Genomic DNA, 15,594 nt, shown 5'->3' with positions numbered 1-15,594 from the left:
TCAGGCGCCCGCCCGCGCCCGCTTGAGGCGGTACAGGGCGTCCAGCGCCTCGCGCGGCGTCAGCGCGTCGGGATCCAGGTCATCGAGGAGGCGGGCCAGGGCATCGTCCGGTTCCGGCACGGGCTCGGGCGGCGGCGGCGGCGGCGCGAGGTTCGCGAAGAGCGGCAGGTCGTCGATCCGGGGCCGCCCCGGCCGCTCGCGCTCCGCCTTCTCGAGGCCCTTCAGGATGGCGCCGGCCCGCGCGACGACTCCGGGCGGCAGGCCGGCCAGGCGGGCGACCTGGAGGCCGTAGGACCGCTCCGCGATGCCGGGCACGACCTCGTGCAGAAAGACGACCTCGCCCCGGTGCTCGGCGACCTTGAGGGTCGCGTTGTCGAGGCGGGCGAGGCGCTGCCCCAGGGCGGTCAGCTCGTGGAAATGCGTGGCGAAGAGCGCCCGGCAGGCGTTCGCCTCGTGGAGGTGCTCGAGGCACGCCCAGGCGATCGAGAGGCCGTCGAAGGTCGCGGTGCCGCGCCCGATCTCGTCGAGGATGACGAGGGACCGGCGGGTGGCCTGATTGAGGATCGCCGCGGTCTCGACCATCTCGACCATGAAGGTCGACTGGCCGCGGGCGAGGTCGTCGGCCGCGCCCACGCGGGAGAACAGGCGGTCGACGAGACCGATCCGCGCGTGGGCGGCGGGCACGAAGGCGCCGATCTGGGCGAGCACCGCGATCAGGGCGTTCTGGCGCAGGAAGGTGGACTTGCCGCCCATGTTCGGCCCGGTGACGAGGCGGATGCGCCCCCGCCCCTCGCCGGAGAGGTCGCAATCGTTGGCGATGAACGCGTCGCCCGTTCGCCGGAGCGCCGCCTCGACCACCGGGTGGCGTCCGCCCTCGATCACGAAGGCGAGGGTGTCCTCGACGATCGGCCGCGACCAGTCGAGCTCGACCGCGAGTTCGGCATGGCTCGCGGCCACGTCGAGGTTGGCCAGCGCCTCGGCGACGCGCGCTACGACCTCGGCCTGGGCAAGGACCCGCGTCGCCAGGTCGTCGAACACCCCGCATTCGAGGGCCAGCGCCCGGTCCGAGGCGCCGGAGATCTTCGCCTCCAGCTCCCCGAGCTCCACGCTCGTGAAGCGCATGGCGTCGACCATGGTCTGCCGATGCACGAAGGTCTCGCGAAGGAGGCCCGTGAGGCAGGTCTCGCCCACCGCCTGCGGCACCTCGATGTAGTAGCCGAGCAGGTTGTTGTGCTTGATCCGGAGCGTTCGGCAGCCGGTCTGATCGGCGTAGCGGGCCTGGAGGCCGGCGATGACCTTGCGCGAATCCTGGCCGAGCAGGCGCGCCTCGTCGATCTCCGGATGATAGCCGGCGCGCACGAAGCCGCCGTCGCGCCGGCTGAGGGGTAGCTCGTCCGCGAGCGCCGCGTGCAGCGTGGCAGCCAGCGCGGGGTCCGCCTTGCCGAGATCGCGCGCGAGCGCGCCGAGGTTCCGGGGCAGGCCCTCGGCCTCGCTCAGCCGCTGCGCGAGCTCTGCTGCCGCATCCAGTCCGTCGCGGAGCGCGGCGAGGTCGCGCGGGCCCGCCCGGCCGAGACCGAGGCGCGAGAGGGCGCGCGCGAGGTCCGGCGCCCGGGCGAGCCCGTCGCGAATCGTGCGGCGGAGCGCACCGTCGTCCGCGAGGTAGGCGACCGATTCGTGCCGCCGCGCGATGCGGCCGAGGTCGGTCAGCGGACCCGCGAGATGCTCGGCGAGCAGCCGCGCGCCGTTCGCCGAGACCGTCCGGTCGATGGCATCGAGGAGGCTGCCCGTGCGCTCGCCCGACAAGGTGCGGGTGAGTTCGAGGTTCGCGCGCGTCGCGGCATCGATCGAGAGGGTCGAGCCCGAGGCCTCCCGCGTCGGCACGGAAAGCGGCGGGCGGGCGCCGATCTGCGTGCGCTCGACGTAGAGGAGCGCGGCGCCGGCCGCGGCGATCTCCGCGCGCGTGAACTGCCCGAACCCGTCGAGCGTCGCGACGCCGAACTGCTCGCGGATGCGGCGCTCCGCCGAGGCCGGCTCCAGCTCCGCCTGAGCGAGGGGGACGATCGCGGCCCGGCTGTCCTGCCAGAGGCGCGCGAGGGACGGATCGGCATGGATCGCCTCCGAGAGCACGATCTCCCGCGGATCGTGCCGGGCGATGGCGCCGGCCAGTTCCCCGGCCGTGACCTCGCTCAGCGCGAAGCGTCCGGTCGAGATGTCGAGCACGGCGAGCCCGTAGGCGACGGTATCGTCCGAGACCTTGCGGCGCCCGATGGCGAGCAGCAGGTTCGCGCGGGCCGGATCGAGGAGGCGATCCTCCGTGATCGTCCCGGGCGTGACGAGGCGCACCACCGCGCGGTGGACCACGGATTTGGGGCCGCGGCGCTTGGCCTCCGCCGGATCCTCCGTCTGCTCGCAGACGGCGACGCGGTGACCGAGCGCAATCAGGCGGTTGAGGTAGTCGTCGGCGCGCTCCACGGGCACGCCGCACATCGGGATATCGGCACCGCCGTGCTTGCCGCGCTTCGTCAGGACGATTCCGAGGGCGCGGGAGGCGATCTCGGCGTCCGCGAAGAACAGCTCGTAGAAATCGCCCAAGCGGTAGAACAGCAGGCAATCGGGGTTCGCGGCCTTGATCTCGATGTACTGCGCCATCATCGGCGTCGCGCCCGCGAGCGCTCCGGCAAGGTCCCCGCCGCCCTGCGCCGGGCCCTTCACGGTGTCCTCGGACGGCCTCTCGCCGGACTTCGCGATCGATCGGGCAGCAGCATGTCGGGCCATGCCTCCTCATAGCAGAGCCGGCGCTGCGAATCAGGCGGTGCCGGCGTCATCCCTGGGGAGAAGGCGGGCCGCGCTGTCACGTCTTGCGGCTGCGCGACCTTGAGTGTTTTGCGCACAATCGATAGGCGGCTTGGCTCCGCAGGAGGCATTCCATGACCGATCCGACCGCCCATCGTCCCGCCAAGCGACCCACCTTCACGGACGACGAGGCGCTGCAGTTTCACGCGCAGGGGCGGCCCGGAAAGCTGGAGGTGGTCGCCACGAAGCCGATGGCGACGCAGCGCGACCTGTCGCTCGCCTACTCGCCCGGCGTCGCCGTCCCGGTCCTGGCGATCGCGGAGGATCCGGCCAAGGCCTACGACTACACCGCCAAGGGCAACCTCGTGGCCGTCATCTCCAACGGCACCGCCATCCTCGGCCTCGGGAACCGCGGGGCGCTCGCCTCGAAGCCGGTGATGGAGGGCAAGGCGGTGCTGTTCAAGCGCTTCGCCGACATCGATTCCTTCGATCTCGAGGTCGGCACGGAGGACCCGGACGCCTTCATCAACTGCGTGCGCTACCTCGGGCCGACCTTCGGAGGCATCAACCTCGAGGACATCAAGGCACCCGAGTGCTTCATCATCGAGGATCGCCTGCGGGAGCTGATGGACATCCCGGTCTTTCACGATGACCAGCACGGCACCGCGATCATCGCCACCGCCGGCCTGATCAACGCGCTGCACCTGAGCGGCCGGGACATCGGGACAGCGAAGCTCGTGGTGAACGGGGCGGGTGCCGCCGGCATCGCCTGCATCGAGCTTCTCAAGGCGATGGGCTTCGGGTCGGACAACGTCATCCTCTGCGACACCAAGGGGATCGTCTACGAGGGACGCTCCGAGGGCATGAACCAGTGGAAGTCGGCCCACGCGGTTCGAACCGACAAGCGCACGCTGGCGGAGGCCATGGCCGGCGCCGACATCGTCTACGGCCTGTCCGTGAAGGGCGCCTTCTCGGCCGAGATGATCCGGTCGATGGCGCCGGATCCGATCATCTTCGCGATGGCGAACCCCGACCCCGAGATCACCGTCGAGGAGGTCGGGCAGATCCGCACCGACGCGATCGTGGCGACCGGCCGCTCGGACTATCCGAACCAGGTCAACAACGTCCTCGGGTTCCCCTACATCTTCCGCGGCGCGCTCGACGTGCAGGCCACCACGATCAACATGGAGATGAAGATCGCCGCCGTCCGGGCGCTCGCGCAGCTCGCGCGGGAGGACGTGCCCGATCAGGTGGCGGCGGCCTACCAGGGCGAGCGCCCGCGCTTCGGCCGCGCCTACATCATCCCGGTGCCGTTCGATCCGCGGCTGATCCACACGATTCCGCCCGCCGTCGCGCAGGCCGCCATGGACACGGGCGTCGCCCGCAAGCCGATCCCGGACATGGCGGCCTACCGCGATCAGCTCCAGGCCCGGCGCGACCCGACCGCGGGGGTGCTCAACCGGGTCTTCGAGGGCGTGCGCGCGGAGCCGAAGCGCGTGGTCTTCGCCGAGGGCGAGGAGGAGCTCGTCATCCGGGCGGCGGTCACCTTCGCCAACCAGGGGCTCGGCACCGCCATCCTGGTCGGGCGGGAGGATCGCGTGGAGGCCAACGCCCTGGCGCTCGGCATCGACCTGTCCAAGCGCGACAACATCGAGGTCCACAACGCCGCGCTGTCGACGCGCACCACCGCGTATGCGGGCTACCTGTACGACCGGATGCAGCGCCAGGGCTACCTGTTCCGCGACTGCCAGCGCCTGATCAACCAGGACCGCAACCACTTCGCCGCGACCATGGTGGCGCTCGGCGACGCCGATGCGATGGTGACGGGGACGACCCGCAACTACTCCATCGCGCTCGAAGACGTGCGCCGGGTCATCGACGCGAAGGCGGGGCACCGCGTCATCGGGCTCTCGGTCTGCCATGCCCGGGGCCGCACCGTGCTGGTGGCCGACACGGCAATCACCGAGATGCCGGACGCCGAGGAACTCGCGGCCATCGCCGTCGAGGCGGCCGGCGCCGCGCGCCGTCTTGGCCTGGAGCCGCGCGTCGCGCTCCTGTCCTTCTCGACCTTCGGCCACCCTCGCGGCGAGCGCATGGAGAAGGTGCGCGAGGCCGTTCGCCTCCTCGACCGGCGGGGCGTCGACTTCGTCTACGAGGGCGAGATGGCGGCCGACGTCGCGCTCGATAAGGACCTGATGGCGCAGTACCCGTTCAGCCGCCTGAAGGAGCCCGCGAACGTGCTCGTGATGCCGGCGTTCCATTCCGCGGCGATCTCGACCAAGATGCTGCAGGAACTCGGCGGCGCGATGGTGCTGGGGCCGCTGCTGATCGGCCTCGACCGCCCCGTGCAGATCGTGCCGCTCGGCGCGACCGACGCGGACCTCGTCAACATGGCGGCCCTGGCCGCTTTCGACATCGGCGGCTGATGCGGAAGCGGGCCGGCACGTACGTGCCGACCCGCTGCCTTCGACAGGAGTGAGGCCTCAGTAGCGCGGGCCGCCGGTCGTGTTGCCCTTCTGCTGCGCGTAGCCGGGACGCTCCGGATTGCGGGCGTTCGGATCGCCGTGGCGCATGCGGTTGCGCACGTGGTGGCGGCGCCAGGCGCGGTGATGGTGAATGCTGCGGTGATGGCGGCGGTACGCCACGTCGGTGGTGGGCGTCGTGCCGGCCACCAGGCCCGGGGCCGGAATCGCGGGCGCTGCCGAGGCCGCCGTGAGGCCGAGGCCGCCGAGCATGATGCCGGCCGCGAGGGTGAGGGTCAGCGTCTTCATGAAAACCTTCCGTTCCGGTGCCGCCATCGGCACGCTGCGGCCTCAATGGACCGAAAACGGATAGGTTCCGGTTCGCCGACACACTTTCGCGAGATTAAGTAGTTGATTGTGAAAAGGAATAAGTTGGGCGCTCGAACGTCGGGATGGACCGACTCTCGTTTTGCGTGCTTTTATTTCGCATTCACAATCATTGATTGTGCAAGGCGGCTCGACGGGTTGGCCCATGGCCGTTCCTGAGGGCGCGGCCGACGCCGCGGCGTTGCCGATCGATGCGGTGCTGGGCGACCTGGAGCGCGCCCTCGCGGGCCGCAGCGCCGCCGTGCTGGTGGCTCCGCCCGGTGCCGGCAAGACGACCCGCGTGCCGCTCGCGCTGCTCGATGCGCCCTGGCTCGCCGGCCGGCGCATCATCCTGCTGGAGCCGCGGCGCCTCGCCGCGCGGGCGGCAGCCGAGCGCATGGCCGCGACCTTGCGCGAACCGGTCGGCGAGACCGTCGGGCTGCGGGTGCGCCTCGGCTCGAAGGTTTCCGCCCGAACCCGGATCGAGGTCGTCACCGAGGGCGTCTTCACGCGGATGATCCTCGACGATCCGGAGCTGTCCGGCATCGGTGCCGTCCTGTTCGACGAGTTCCACGAGCGGTCCCTCGACGCCGATCTTGGCCTCGCGCTGGCGCTCGATGCGCAGGGCGCCCTGCGCGAGGATCTGCGCATCCTCGTGATGTCGGCGACCCTCGACGGGGCGCGGGTGGCCGGCCTTCTCGGGGATGCCCCCGTGATCGCCTCCGAGGGTCGGGCCTTCCCGGTCGAGACCCGCCACCTCGACCGCGAGGCGGGTGCGCGGATCGAGGACGCGATGGTCGATGCCGTGCGGCGCGCCCTCAGGGCGGATCCGGGCTCGGTCCTCGCGTTCCTGCCGGGGCAGGCGGAGATCCGGCGGGTCGCCGAGCGCCTCGCCGACGCGGTCGGGCCGGAGACGGAGATCGCACCGCTCTACGGCGCGCTGACGCCGGCCGAGCAGGACCGGGCGGTGGCGCCGACGCCGGCCGGCCGCCGCAAGGTCGTGCTGGCCACGAGCATCGCCGAGACCTCGCTCACCATCGAAGGGGTTCGCATCGTCGTGGATTCGGGGCTCGCGCGGGTGCCGGTCTACGAGCCCGGGCTCGGTCTCACCCGCCTCGTGACCGCCCGGGCCTCGCGCGCCTCCGTGGATCAGCGGCGGGGCCGGGCCGGGCGCACGGAGCCGGGTATCTGCTGGCGCCTCTGGCCGGAGGCGGCGACGGCCTCCCTCGACCCGTTCACCCGCCCGGAGATCCTCGCCGCGGACCTGGCGGGGCTCGTGCTCGACTGCGCCGCCTGGGGCGTCACCGATCCGACCGCCCTGCCCTTCCTCGACGCGCCGCCGGCGCCGGCGCTCGCGGAGGCGCGGAGCATGCTCTCGGCGCTCGATGCCATCGATCGGGACGGGCGGCTGACCCCGCTGGGCAAGCGGCTGCGGGCGCTGCCGCTGCCGCCGCGGCTCGCCCGGATGGTGCTGGCGGCCGGCGAGACCGGACGGGCGCAGGCCGCGGCCGACCTCGCGGCCGTGCTGGTGGAGCGCGGGCTCGGGGGCGATAGCGTCGATCTGTCCAACCGTGTCCAGCGGCTTGTCCAGGATCGCGGGCAGCGCGCGGCCGACATGCGGCGCCTGGCGGCCGGCTGGGCGCGGCAGGCCGGGGGCGGCCGGGAGCCCGCCGAGGCCGGCCCGCTCCTGGCGCTCGCCTACCCGGACCGGGTGGCCCGGGCACGGGGCCGGGAGGGCGAGTTCGTGATGGCGAACGGGCGGGCCGGGCGGCTCGACCCGGCGCTGCCGCTCGCCCGCGAGAGCTATCTTGTGGTTGCGGACCTCGCGGGCACGGCCGCCAACGCCCGGATCCTCGCCGCGGCGGCCATCACCCGCGACGCGATCGAGACGCTGTTTCCCGGGCGCATCGAATCGCAGGAGCAGGTCGCCTACGATCCGCAGGCGCGGGCGCTCCGGGCCCGGAGCCTGCGCCGGCTCGGCGCCGTCACGCTCGGCGAGCGGACGCTGCCGGTGCCGGCCGACCTCGCCTCCGCCGAGATCCTGGCGCGGGGAATCACCGGCGACGGCCTCGCGCGCCTGCCCTGGACCCCGGCGCTGCGCCAGTGGCGGGCCCGGGTCCGCTTCCTGCGGGCAGCCGAGGGCGACGCGTGGCCCGACCTCTCCGACGACGCCCTCGGCGCGACCGCGGCCGCGTGGCTGGCGCCGGCGATCGTCGGGCGCACCGGCCTCGATGCCGTCACGGCCGACAATCTCGGCGAGGCCCTGCACGGCCTGCTGCCCTGGTCGCTCCGGGCGCGCCTCGACGCGGAGGCGCCGACCCACGTCGAGGTGCCCACGGGCTCGCGCATCCCGGTGCTCTACGAGGAGGGCGCCGAGCCGGTCCTGGCGGTGCGGGTGCAGGAGCTGTTCGGGCTCGGCCGGCATCCGGTGATCGGGGGCGGACGAGTGCCCCTCGTCCTGCACCTGCTCTCGCCGGCCTCGCGCCCGATCCAGATCACCCGCGACCTACCGGGCTTCTGGAGGGGCTCCTGGGCCGCGGTGCGCTCCGAGATGCGCGGGCGCTATCCGCGCCACCCCTGGCCGGAGGATCCGCTCGCGGCGCCGCCGACCCGGCGGGCGAAGCCCCGCGGCACGTGAGGCGCCGGCGGATGAGGCTCGGACTACAGCTGTTCGACCCGCGGGGCCGCCGCTCCCGCCGGTCCTACGCGCGCCTGTTCGTGGGCGCGACGCTCGCCGGCTCCCTGCTGCTCTGGCTCGCGATGGCGGCGGGCGCCCAGGGCTGGCGCGCCCCGGCCGTGCTGCTCGCCCTCGGCGCCGCGCTCTGCGAGCTCGCCATCGTGGTCCAGGCGGTGGCGCGCCTGCACGACCGGAACCGCTCCGGCTGGTGGATCGCGGCCTACCTCGCCCTCTACGGCGCGAGCTTCGCGACCGACGACGGCACGGCCGAGCCGACGCTGCCGGCGCTCGCCGCCGCCATCGCGGCGCTGACGTTCCTGGCCTGGCTCGCCCGCGAGCTGTTCGGCCGCCCGGGAACCCCGGGGCCGAACCGCTACGGACCGCCGCCGGGCTGACAGGCTGCTCGACCGGACGATCCCCTGTGTGGCTTCGTTCGCGGTGTTCCGCGTGGGGGAGGTCTCCAAGAATGGCTCCGATTCCTGGAGGCCTCCTTCGAGGCTTCGCTTCGCTCCGCACCTCAGGATGAGGTCGCGGGCGGGAGGCGGACCGGCACAGAGCCTTTCCCATCCACCCACCTCATCCTGAGGTGCCCCCGAAGGGGGCCTCGAAGGAGCCCTCCAGGGATCGCGCGGCCCCTGGAACCCCCATCAAGCCCGGATCAATGCGACCGCATCCGGTCCACCACGGCGCGGGCCGCCGCGAAGGCCTCGTCGGCGTCGAGCGCGGTGGTGTCGATCACCGTCGCGTCCTCGGCGACCTTGAGGGGGGCGGTCGAGCGGCCGGTGTCGCGGGCGTCGCGGGCGCGGATGTCGGCCAGGATGCCGTCGTAGGTCGTCGGCTCGCCGCGGCCCTCCAGCTCCCGGTGGCGCCGCCGGGCCCGCTCCTCGGGCGAGGCGGTGATGTACAGCTTCACGCGCGCGTCCGGGCAGACCACCGTGCCGATGTCTCGGCCGTCGAGCACCGCGCCGGTGGCGTTGCCGGCGAAGCGCTGCTGCCAGACGAGGAGGCCGGCGCGCACGGCCGGCACCGCCGAGATCCGCGAGGCCGCCTCCCCCATCGCCCGCTCGCGCAGGCGAGGGTCCGCGAGGCGGTCGGCGATGAGGGCCTGCGCGGCGCGGGCGGCTGCGGCCTCGTCCTCCAGGGAGAAGCCGGCATCGAGGAGCGTCAGCGCGACCGCCCGGTAGAGGAGCCCGGTGTCGAGATGGGGCAGGCCGTAATGCGCGGCGAGCCGCTTGGCGAGGGTGCCCTTGCCCGAGGCGGCGGGCCCGTCGATGGCGATGACCATGGGGGGGCTCACGCGGCGATCCCGCCGCCGAGCGCCCGCATGGTCGGCAGGAAGCTCGGGAAGCTCGTGGCGATCATCGCGCCGTCGTCGACCGTGACGGCCTCGCGGCTCGCGAGCCCCATCACCAGGAAGGCCATGGCGATGCGGTGGTCGAGGTGGGTCGCGACGGTGCCTCCGCCCCGCGGTGCGGAGCCGTCCCCGTGGACGATCAGGTCGTCCCCCTCGACGAGATGCGCGACGCCGTTCACTGCCAACCCGTCCGCGACGGCGCGGAGGCGGTCCGATTCCTTCACGCGCAGCTCGTGCAGGCCGTTCATGCGCGTCGTGCCCTCGGCGAAGGCCGCCGCGACCGCGAGGATCGGGTACTCGTCGATCATCGCCGGCGCCCGCTCGGGCGGGACGTCGACGCCCCTGAGGCGGCTCGCGCGGACCCGCAGGTCCGCGACGGTCTCGCCGCCCTCCTCGCGCTCGCGCAGCCGCTCGATGTCGGCGCCCATCTCGAGGAGCGTGGTGATCAGCCCGGTGCGCAGCGGGTTCATCATCACGCCCTCGATCGTCACCTCAGAGCCCGGCACGATCAGCGCCGCCACGAGGGGGAAGGCGGCGGACGAGGGATCGGCCGGCACAACCACGTCGGTGCCCCGCAGGATGGGCTGGCCGGTGAGCCGGATCTCGCGGCCGTGGCCGCCGGGCCCATGCGCCGAGACGGCGACCTCGGCGCCGAACAGGCGCAGCATCCGCTCGGTGTGGTCGCGGGTGGCCTCGCGCTCGATCACCGTGGTGATCCCCGGCGCGTTGAGGGCGGCGAGCAGCACCGCGGACTTGATCTGCGCGGAGGCCGCCGGGGTCTCGTAGGTGATCGGGATCGCCTCGCGGGGGCCGCGGATGGTCAGCGGCACGCGCCCGCCCTCCGCCTCGTCGACGATCTCGGTCCCCATCTGCAGCAGGGGGTCGAGGATACGGCGCATCGGGCGCTTGCGCAGCGAGGCGTCGCCGTCGAACGTCGCCGTCACGGGCTGGCCGCCGACGACGCCCATCATCAGCCGCGAGCCGGTGCCGGCATTGCCGAAATCGAGGGTCGCGGCCGGGTCGGACAACCCGCCGATCCCCGCGCCGCGGATCCGCCAGCGCCCCTCGCCGAGCCGCTCGATGCCGGCGCCGAGCGCCTTCGCGGCATCGGCCGTGCGCAGCACGTCGTCGCCCTCCAGGAGGCCCTCGACGCGGGTCTCGCCAATGGCGAGCAGGCCGAGGATCATGGCCCGGTGCGAGATCGACTTGTCGCCGGGCGGCCGCAGGGCGCCGCGCAGCGGCGTCCCCGGCGTGGCGGTGAGGGGCTGTGGTTCGGATGCGTGTGACACGGGTGTATCGGATGCTGGCGGGCCGGAGGTCTGTGCCGGGCCGGTTACCACGGGTCCCGCCCGCCGTCATCCGCGCCGCGCCCGCTCCGGGAAAGCGGCGGGCGCCCGGCCCGCCCGGCCGCGGCGGCCCCGGGAATCAGGCCATTTGACAGGCGCGCGACACCCGACTAACGGGGCGCCTCCCCCAAGAGCTGCATCCTAGAGGTTTTCGCCCGTGGCCAGACCGGAACTTGGCTTGAAGCGTCAGTGCATGAGCTGCGGCGCGAAGTTCTACGACCTCGACCGCGACCCGGCGACCTGCCCGAAGTGCGGGACGATCTACCAGGCCGTCGCGTCGAGCCGCATCGCGGCACCCGCCCTCGCCGCGCGGCCCGCGCCCGACGAGGAAGAGGAGACGGACGAGAAGGGGCCGGAGATGGTCTCCCTCGACGAGGTCGAGGCCGCGGAGGACGACGCCGACACGGGGACCGACGACGACGCGGGCGACGACGATGCCGCCGGCAACGACAGCGACGACACCTTCCTGGAGGAAGAGGATTCGGGCGACGACGACGTCTCGGACCTCATCGACGGCGACATCGAGAACGACGAGGAGAGCTGAGGGCCGCGCGCCCGGCCGGGCGCGGTCGCCGGGTTCGTCCGACGCGACATCGGTCGCGCGGGCGTCAATCCGGCCCGACGCCCGCGGGGCGTGCGACCTGGCGCTCCGTCCGGCGCGGCCTCAGGCGCTCCGGCGTCGCGCGCCGGAACCCGAGAACCGCGAGCAGGATGGCGACCGCCGCGAACGGGGTGCCGACGATCAGCGAGGCCGCGATCTCCGAGCCGATCAGCGCCGCGACCGCCTTCACGAGGGCGAGGAGCAGCGTGAACCCGGCGCAGATCACGACGATCGCGGCCCCGCCGAACTTCGCGACGAGCCCGAGGACCGCCCGGAGATTGCCGTCGAGCTCGCGGCTCGCCAGCGTCAGCTCCTTGGTGAGGTGACCGGCGAGGAGCCGCAGGCCCTCGGCGATCAGGCCCGGCACGCCCGCGCGCTCCCGAACCGGCGTCCTGTGCTCCATGCTCGTCCCCGCCCGTGCCGCGCGGCGCGTCCGGATCCCGGGGCGCGCGCACGCCGGTGAAACGGCGCGGTCCGGCCGGTGTTCCCCGGTAGCTGCGCGGGCGACCTGAGCCCTCCGCTCAGGTCGCGGCCCGGACCGCCCGGGTGATGCGCTCGACCATGCCCTGCGAGAGGCGCACGAACTGGCCGGTGCCGCGCCCCTGCCGGTCGAGAACCTCCGCGAAGACGGGGCGCGACGGCTCGTGGTCGATCTCGGCGATCGTGCAGGCCCGGCGGCGCCGGCCGCGCAGGCGCTCGGCGAGGGCCCCCGGGACGAAGGGATCGAACATGACCGGCCGTCTCCTCGCGTGCGAGGACCGGGCTTAGGCCGGCTTGGTTGCCGAACCGCTAAGGCCGCTCATGGGGAGGCGCACCGTGGCCGGCCCCTCAGGCGCGCGGCTCGTCCGGCGCCGGGAGCCGGCGCGCCGCGAGCGCGCCCGCGAGGGCCGCCGCCGCCACGACGCCCAGCACCGCCATGAGCCCGCCCCGGGCGTGGGCCAGCGCCCCGCAGGTGATCCCGAGGCTGCCGCCGAGGAACGTGCCGGCGTTGATCAGCCCCGAGCTTCGGCCCGCCGTGCCGGCCGGTAGCGCCGCCAGCGCGAGGCGCGGCGCCAGGGCGTAGGGCAGCGCGAGGCCGGCGCCGAACAGGAACAGGGCCGGCGCCAGCAGGGCCTCCGCCCGGCGCTCCACCCCCAGCGCCACGAGGAGCGCCGAGGCCGCCACCGCGCAGAGGCCCGCCGCGACGACCCGGCTCGGCGCGAAGCGGCGTACCAGCCGCGGCGCGAGGAGCGCGAAGGCGAGGAGGCCGGCGCTGAGCGGCAGGAGCGCCAGGCCCGCCCCCACCGGCGTGAGGCCGAGCCCGTCCGCCTGCTGCGCCGCGAGGTTGAAGAACAGGAGGGTCGGCAGGATGCAGAACATCGCCGCCGCCCCGACCAGGACGGCGCGCCGGAAATCCGGCGCCGCGCGGATCTCGGCAAGATCGACGAAGGGCGCCGCGCGGGCGCGCTCCGTCCGCCGGAACAGGGCGAAGGCGCCCGCGGCGACGATGACGGGCCCGGCGAACCGGAGCGGGGCCTCGCGTGCCTGCCCGATGCCGTCGAGGGCGAGGACGAACGCCACCATGGCCGTGGCGAGGAGCGCGAAGCCCGCGCCGTCGAAGGGCCCGGCCTTCGGCCGGTCGAACCGCGCGGCCTCGCGGCCCGCGGCGAAAAGGCCGGCGGCAGCCGCGAGCAGCAGGCTTCCCGTGAACCAGAACACGAACCGCCAGCCGACCGCCTCCGTGATCGCGCCCCCGAGGAGCGGGCCGAGGCTGAAGCCCAGCATGATCGAGACCGCCCAGGCCCCGAGCGCCGCCCCGCGTGCTTCGGATGCGACGGCGCGCCCGATGGCCGCGAGCGTCCCCGGGACCGCCAGCGCGGCCCCGAGTCCCTGGAGCGCGCGGCCGACGAGGAGCGCGGCGGGCCCCTCCGCTAGGGCGATCACGCCCGAGGCCGCGGCGAACAGCAGGAGCCCCGCGAGGGCGACCCGGGCGGGGCCGAGCCGGTCGCTCGCGGTGCCGCCCAGGATGATGCAGGCCGCGGCGGTGAGCAGGTAGGCGTTCACCGCCCAGGTCACCGCCTGCGCGCCGAGGCCGAGCTCCGCGCGCAGGCTCGGGAGCGCGGTCATGATCGCGGTGCCGTTGATGCCGACCGCGAGCATGCCCAAGCAGCAGGCGGCCGCAACCCCGCGCCCGGCCGCAGATGCCCGGGGTTCGTGCCGGCTCGCGGGCATATGTGCTCAGGCCTGCGCGGCCGAGGGGCGGTCGTTCGTGTGCTCGTCCACGAAGTGCCCGCCCTCCGCGATGGCCGCGCGCCCCTCCGCCAGCTCCTGGTGGAAGAGGTGCCAGGCATGGATCATGTGCGGCCAGATGCGCAGGGTGACGGCGACCTCCGCCGCCCCCGCCGCCGCGGCGATCCGCACCGCATCGTCGAGGAGCGTCTCGTCCGACCCGACCTGGACCAGCATCGGCGGCAGCCCGGCGAGGTCGGCGTAGAGCGGCGAGGCCAGGGGATCGCGCGCATCGGCGCCCGCCAGGTAGGTGCGGGCGAGTTCCGTGAGGTAGGCGGCCTGGAGGAGCGGATCGGCGGCCGCCTTCGCGGTGAGGCTCTCCCCCGTCAGGGCGAGGTCGACCCAGGGCGAGCTGAGCCAGAGGCAGGCGGGCAGCGGCGCGCCGAGGGTCCGCAGGCGCTGCATCAGCGCGAGGGCGAGGCCGCCGCCGGCGCTCTCCCCCGCGACCGCGATGCGCCCCGGCGCGATGCCGGCGGACAGGACGTGCCGGTAGCCGGCGACGGCGTCCTCGACGGCCTGCGGGAACGGGTGCTCCGGCGCCAGGCGATAATCGAGGGCGAGGGTCCGGGCCCGGGCGGCGCGGCCCATCTCGGCCACCGAGTGGCGATGGCTGTCGAGGGAGCCGGAGATGTAGCCGCCGCCGTGCAGGAAGATCAGGACGCGGTCCTCCCGGGCGCCCGGCGCCGCAGTCCACTCCGCGCGCACGCCGCCGGCCTCGGTGGGCTCCACGCGGATGTCGGCGGCGAGGGGATAGCGCCGCCCGAACCCGTCCATGCGCGCGCGCCGCGCCGCGAGGTCGGCCGGACGGGGCTTCTCGCGCAGCATGCGGCGCACCGCATCGATCTCGGCCTCGGACATCGTGCGCCTCCCCTCGACCGGACGGGCCCGGCCGATGCCTGAGGGTTCTCGCGCCCGGCGCGCCCGGCCCCCGGATGGCGGCTACGGATGCGCGGGACGGCTGAAAATACAGAGCATGGTTGTACCCCGTTGTCGAACGGGCCCCCGCGCGCCGCGCCGCTCCCGGGGCGACCGGCGGTCCCGCCCGGCGTCACCCGAGGGCCACGGAGAGCCGATTTCGCTCGCATTGGATGCAACGTTGGTAAACTTCGCCCTCAGGTTGCAACCGCCGGGGAGGCATGGCGCGATCTTCATCGGTTCGCGTCGATTTTTCGGCAAAGACAGTCGATTTGGGCGGATCCGGGGCGGATGTATCGTAAATATCTGTGTCTGGTACAATCTGAAATTGTACATACTTGAGACGGATGCAGATATTTCCAGTCGAGCCCGCTACGGCAGAGTACTGAGTTGCGGGTTTGGCAGGGTCTGACCAAGTTTACAACTTGGGATTCGGTAGACTATGCAACTCGAAGTTCGTCGGTGCGAGGAGCAACCGACGCACAGCAGATCACGCCAACGACGAAATTCCGTGCCGCCCCTGATGTGAGAGTTAAGGACGATGACCCAAGCTCAAGCCGTGTTGAGGCCCTCCCGCCCGGTGATCGTAGCCGGTGCCGGCCGGAGCGCGTCGGCCCAGGATCGCGAGGGTCCGGCGGCCGCGCGGAGCACGGACGCCATCGCCCTCGATGCCCCGGACGACCGTCTGATCGTGATCGTGGACCGTCGTCCGCTGGTGGGTCAGTGCCTGCTGGCCTCGCTGCGGGACGCGGACGCGCAGATGCGGTTCGAGACCTTCGCGAGCCTCGGGCAGTGGCACCAGGACACCAGCC

The 15,594-nt window shown here is 73.5% G+C and carries 12 protein-coding genes and 1 pseudogene; 5 read left to right on the top strand and 8 right to left on the bottom strand.

What is annotated here, in order from left to right; genetic code table 11:
- On the bottom strand, positions 1-2,652 hold the full coding sequence (gene mutS / locus ACLBXP_RS20540) for a DNA mismatch repair protein MutS (protein WP_447669781.1): 2,652 nt from the start codon (positions 2,650-2,652) through the stop codon (positions 1-3).
- 275 nt (positions 2,653-2,927) lie between these two features.
- On the opposite strand from mutS, the gene ACLBXP_RS20535 reads away from it, so the two are divergent.
- Positions 2,928-5,219, top strand: a complete 2,292-nt coding sequence (locus ACLBXP_RS20535) for an NADP-dependent malic enzyme (protein WP_447669656.1) — start codon at positions 2,928-2,930, stop codon at positions 5,217-5,219.
- Positions 5,220-5,276: 57 nt separating this feature from the next.
- On the opposite strand, the gene ACLBXP_RS20530 is transcribed toward ACLBXP_RS20535, so the two are convergent.
- Positions 5,277-5,564: a hypothetical protein gene (locus ACLBXP_RS20530; RefSeq protein ID WP_447669655.1), complete on the bottom strand. Its 288-nt coding sequence runs from the start codon at positions 5,562-5,564 to the stop codon at positions 5,277-5,279.
- 223 nt (positions 5,565-5,787) lie between these two features.
- On the opposite strand from ACLBXP_RS20530, the gene hrpB reads away from it, so the two are divergent.
- Positions 5,788-8,259, top strand: coding sequence for an ATP-dependent helicase HrpB (gene hrpB / locus ACLBXP_RS20525; protein WP_447669654.1), 2,472 nt, complete (start codon positions 5,788-5,790; stop codon positions 8,257-8,259).
- 11 nt (positions 8,260-8,270) lie between these two features.
- Complete coding sequence (locus ACLBXP_RS20520) at positions 8,271-8,693, top strand: DUF805 domain-containing protein (RefSeq protein ID WP_447669653.1); 423 nt, start codon at positions 8,271-8,273, stop codon at positions 8,691-8,693.
- 263 nt (positions 8,694-8,956) lie between these two features.
- Here the strand turns inward: ACLBXP_RS20520 and cmk are convergent, their stop codons facing one another.
- Both cmk and aroA read right to left on the bottom strand, forming a co-directional pair.
- Complete coding sequence (cmk, locus tag ACLBXP_RS20515) at positions 8,957-9,583, bottom strand: (d)CMP kinase (protein ID WP_447669780.1); 627 nt, start codon at positions 9,581-9,583, stop codon at positions 8,957-8,959.
- Between the two features lie 8 nt (positions 9,584-9,591).
- The gene (aroA, locus tag ACLBXP_RS20510) at positions 9,592-10,941 is read right to left on the bottom strand and encodes a 3-phosphoshikimate 1-carboxyvinyltransferase (RefSeq protein WP_447669652.1); all 1,350 of its coding nucleotides are present in this window, start codon (positions 10,939-10,941) and stop codon (positions 9,592-9,594) included.
- 214 nt (positions 10,942-11,155) lie between these two features.
- Here aroA and ACLBXP_RS20505 point away from each other — a divergent pair, with 214 nt between their 5' ends.
- Entirely contained in the window at positions 11,156-11,542 is a 387-nt protein-coding gene (locus ACLBXP_RS20505) for a TIGR02300 family protein (RefSeq protein WP_447669651.1), read from the top strand.
- Positions 11,543-11,606: 64 nt separating this feature from the next.
- Here the strand turns inward: ACLBXP_RS20505 and ACLBXP_RS20500 are convergent, their stop codons facing one another.
- From ACLBXP_RS20500 to ACLBXP_RS20485, 4 genes are all read right to left on the bottom strand, one after another.
- On the bottom strand, positions 11,607-11,966 hold the full coding sequence (locus tag ACLBXP_RS20500) for a phage holin family protein (protein WP_447669650.1): 360 nt from the start codon (positions 11,964-11,966) through the stop codon (positions 11,607-11,609).
- Positions 11,967-12,120: 154 nt separating this feature from the next.
- On the bottom strand, positions 12,121-12,330 hold the full coding sequence (locus tag ACLBXP_RS20495; protein ID WP_447669649.1) for a hypothetical protein: 210 nt from the start codon (positions 12,328-12,330) through the stop codon (positions 12,121-12,123).
- A gap of 97 nt (positions 12,331-12,427) precedes the next feature.
- On the bottom strand, positions 12,428-13,738 hold the full coding sequence (locus tag ACLBXP_RS20490; protein WP_447669648.1) for an MFS transporter: 1,311 nt from the start codon (positions 13,736-13,738) through the stop codon (positions 12,428-12,430).
- 78 nt (positions 13,739-13,816) lie between these two features.
- A complete protein-coding gene (locus ACLBXP_RS20485) occupies positions 13,817-14,725 on the bottom strand; it encodes an alpha/beta hydrolase (protein WP_447669647.1) in 909 nt (302 codons plus the stop codon).
- 598 nt (positions 14,726-15,323) lie between these two features.
- Here ACLBXP_RS20485 and ACLBXP_RS20480 point away from each other — a divergent pair.
- Positions 15,324-15,594: pseudogene (locus tag ACLBXP_RS20480) on the top strand (hypothetical protein); the annotation flags it as partial.

Source organism: Methylobacterium sp. A54F (genome assembly GCF_053346035.1).
Note: the sequence above shows the minus strand (reverse complement) of the source record. Positions and strands in the feature narration are given on the sequence as shown.

Excerpts from the sequence above, each read along its gene's own strand:
- mutS (WP_447669781.1), bottom strand. The coding sequence starts at position 2,652 with ATGATGGCGCAGTACATCGAGATCAAGGCCGCGAACCCCGATTGCCTG.
- ACLBXP_RS20535 (WP_447669656.1), top strand. The coding sequence starts at position 2,928 with ATGACCGATCCGACCGCCCATCGTCCCGCCAAGCGACCCACCTTCACG.
- ACLBXP_RS20530 (WP_447669655.1), bottom strand. The coding sequence starts at position 5,564 with ATGAAGACGCTGACCCTCACCCTCGCGGCCGGCATCATGCTCGGCGGC.
- hrpB (WP_447669654.1), top strand. The coding sequence starts at position 5,788 with ATGGCCGTTCCTGAGGGCGCGGCCGACGCCGCGGCGTTGCCGATCGAT.
- ACLBXP_RS20520 (WP_447669653.1), top strand. The coding sequence starts at position 8,271 with ATGAGGCTCGGACTACAGCTGTTCGACCCGCGGGGCCGCCGCTCCCGC.
- cmk (WP_447669780.1), bottom strand. The coding sequence starts at position 9,583 with ATGGTCATCGCCATCGACGGGCCCGCCGCCTCGGGCAAGGGCACCCTC.
- ACLBXP_RS20495 (WP_447669649.1), bottom strand. The coding sequence starts at position 12,330 with ATGTTCGATCCCTTCGTCCCGGGGGCCCTCGCCGAGCGCCTGCGCGGC.
- ACLBXP_RS20490 (WP_447669648.1), bottom strand. The coding sequence starts at position 13,738 with ATGCTCGCGGTCGGCATCAACGGCACCGCGATCATGACCGCGCTCCCG.
- ACLBXP_RS20485 (WP_447669647.1), bottom strand. The coding sequence starts at position 14,725 with ATGTCCGAGGCCGAGATCGATGCGGTGCGCCGCATGCTGCGCGAGAAG.